The organism is Neobacillus drentensis (assembly GCF_036966985.1).
In the GTDB taxonomy this organism is placed as follows: domain Bacteria; phylum Bacillota; class Bacilli; order Bacillales; family Cytobacillaceae; genus Neobacillus; species Neobacillus drentensis_E.
On sequence record NZ_JBALSN010000128.1, the window covers coordinates 1 to 2,915 of the forward strand.

Sequence of the window (2,915 nt, forward strand, 5' to 3'; positions counted from 1 at the left end):
TGGAAAATATCTACACCAGCTTCAACTAATGGGGTGAGCAATTGTTCAAGCTCATTAGAGTTCTTAGCTAATTTAGCTTGATAATCGGTTCCTTTCCATTGTGAATAACGAAAGACAATTGGAAAATCAGGCCCAATTTCTTTCCGGCAAGCCCGAACAATATCTGCTGCGAATTTTGTTCGCTCTCCTAAATCCCCGCCATAATCATCTGTACGCTTGTTCGTTAGTTCCCAAAAAAATTGATCAATTAAGTATCCGTGTGCTCCATGCAACTCAATTCCGTCAAAGCCGATGCGCTTCGCATTTGCAGCCGCTTCGGCGTATGCATCAATCATTTCAGCCACTTCTTCTTTCGTTAAAGCCTTTATTTTCTCATTTCTCTGGCCTCTTAAAGTTAATCCAGACGGACTAACAGTAGGTGCGTCAATATTTGGTTCACTGCCTGCTTTTCGGGCAGCACCTACATGCCATAATTGTGGAATAATTTTGCCGCCGGCTTGGTGGACTTCATTCACTACATTTGCCCAGCCATTTAAAGCTTCCTCACCATAAAAACGGGGAATATCAGGGCTCATTACTGCAGCTGGGTGATTAATCGCTGTCCCTTCAGTTATGATAAGCCCAATTCCATTCTCTGCACGTTTGCTGTAATATTGTGCAACATTTTTTCCCGGGATTCCTTTTGGCGAAAACATGCGTGTCATTGGGGCCATCACTAACCGGCTAGCTAACATGTCATTTCCAAATGGTACAGATTGTAACAAAGTATGACCTGCGAACTTTTGATCCAAGGCGAGCACTTCCTTTTATTTATTCGTTTTATCCTGCACCCTTTATTCTATAATTCGTCTATAAAAATATAAACTGATAAGTCCTATGTTTATACTAATATTAAAAACTTAGGCGATTTAGCAGGTTATTTATAAAACGACAAACAAACTAGTCGCGATACTTTTTATCACAGGAATTCCTACCACAAAACAAAATAGAGTGCAAGGAATCCCACATTATTGGGTGTTACTAAGCACTCTGTATAAAATTCTAATATTTTTTTCTTACTTTCTCTTTCACAGATTCCTTCTTCAATAATTCCTTCACTTTCTGAAAATAGAGAAATGTTAGTTCACCACTCTGATTACCCCGATGAAGCATGGGATTTCATTCGAATTTCGTAGGAGCTGAAGACTTTTCCATATAAATAAGCAAAACTGAATTGTAAACCAGAAGCTATGTAGAAAGGCAGGGCTAGTGAACCCAATCCAAAAAGATAGCCGGTAAAATACGGTCCAATCGAGATAGGCAGCCTGATTGAAAAGATATTGATGCTTGATGCGAAACCACGGCGCATGTCACGAGTCAAACTCACACTCAACGCTTGCTGTGCCCCTTGTGTACCTCTGTTTAAAGCCGTTCGTATGATATACAAGACAGAAACAAGTGCATAGGACGATAGTAAGGGCATCAAAATCAAAAGCAGGCTTGCAATGAGACGAACCAGCACAATGGACCTTATTGTCCCGTGTTTGTTGGATAATCTTGCTTGTAAGACCGAGGTAACACCTGTCGCAAAAAAAGTGACAGCCAATGTGCCTCCAATCTGTATACTGCTTACCCCGAATTTAGCCGAAAACCAATAAGACATCATGGGTCCCGTAAGCCCAATGGCAATCCCGTTAAGTATGTTAATGGCTGCGAGCTTTAAGACCGCAGAATTTTCTTCGCGCAGGATTCTCTTTTCTTGATTCCCTAACTCCTCTTTTATATATCCTGGTTGTTTATCAATTTTTCCTTCCTGAATGGTTAAAATGATTGCCGCTGTCACAAAGGATAAAACGAAGATAAAGAAGAATATAGGGCGATAGGAAGTGCCTTCTTTAAGATTATGATTCCATAAGGCCGTGATCCCCGCCAGCACTGCACCTGCCGCCATTCCGAAAAAGCTAAGAGCATTATTCAGACTATATACCTTTCCACGCTCTATTTTTGGGATAAAGGCCGCCAGCCAAGCCTGCTCCGCCGGGGCACATGGACTGGGAGAACCGGCGTCCGCTTTCCCAAAACCTGAAAGTGTGATTGCAATAAATAACAAAATAGTATTTGTAGATAATATCCCAATCAACGCACATCCGGCTGTTAATAGTTCAGAAAAAAGGATAAAGGGTTTTCTCCCCAGTCGATCGCTATAAATACCTATGACTGGGGCTAGTCCTACACCAAGCAAACCTCCGGCAGCAAGCACACTTCCAATCGCCGCTGTACTCCAACCCAGTGCAGCGAGGTATAGAGACAAATCAACAACTAGCATGCCTTGTCCAATACTTCGAATAGCATTGACCAGCATAAGTTTTTTGGCTGCCGGATGAATTTGTCCGGCTCCTTCATCATCGTTCTTACCAAACACAAACTTCAACTTNNTCTCCTGTCATTTATTCACATCCATTTCGGTTTACCTATAAAGGAAACATCACAATGGATGCATTATGCCTTTAGAAAACAAAAACCCAAATAGCGGATACAGCATAAGTTGTTTAAAATGGTGATGTTCGAAGCAAAATAATCCGAAAGGATCTGGCTGACCGATGAAAAACGAGGATAGTTTATTAGAGAGGGAAGGAAGCGACATGGTTAAGCATCCAAACAAATGGGAGGAATTCATACAAAATATTAAACAAAATATCTATATTGTGTATCTCGCATACCGTCATTCGAAAACACCATGGTATGCTAAAGCATTTTCATTATTGATTGTTGCCTATGCGTTAAGCCCCATAGACCTTATTCCAGATTTCATTCCCGTATTAGGTTATTTGGATGAAGTTTTTCTGCTTCCCTTGGGGATATTAGGAGTGTTCACCCTGATACCGAATCAAGTATTGCAAGAATGCAGGGTGATGGCCTCCCGAACGCCTAAAATG

General features: G+C 41.3%; 3 protein-coding genes. 1 reads left to right on the plus strand and 2 read right to left on the minus strand.

Annotated elements, in window-relative coordinates:
- The coding region (locus V7659_RS09075) for a 12-oxophytodienoate reductase (protein ID WP_335539578.1) at positions 1 to 734 on the minus strand (734 nt) is incomplete at its 3' end.
- Positions 735 to 1,135: 401 nt separating this feature from the next.
- A complete protein-coding gene (locus V7659_RS09080) occupies positions 1,136 to 2,401 on the minus strand; it encodes an MFS transporter (protein WP_260871612.1) in 1,266 nt (421 codons plus the stop codon).
- A 178-nt stretch (positions 2,402 to 2,579) separates the two neighbouring features.
- Between V7659_RS09080 and V7659_RS09085 the strand changes: the two genes are divergently transcribed.
- A partial coding sequence (locus V7659_RS09085; protein ID WP_335539566.1) for a YkvA family protein occupies positions 2,580 to 2,915 on the plus strand: 336 nt, incomplete at its 3' end.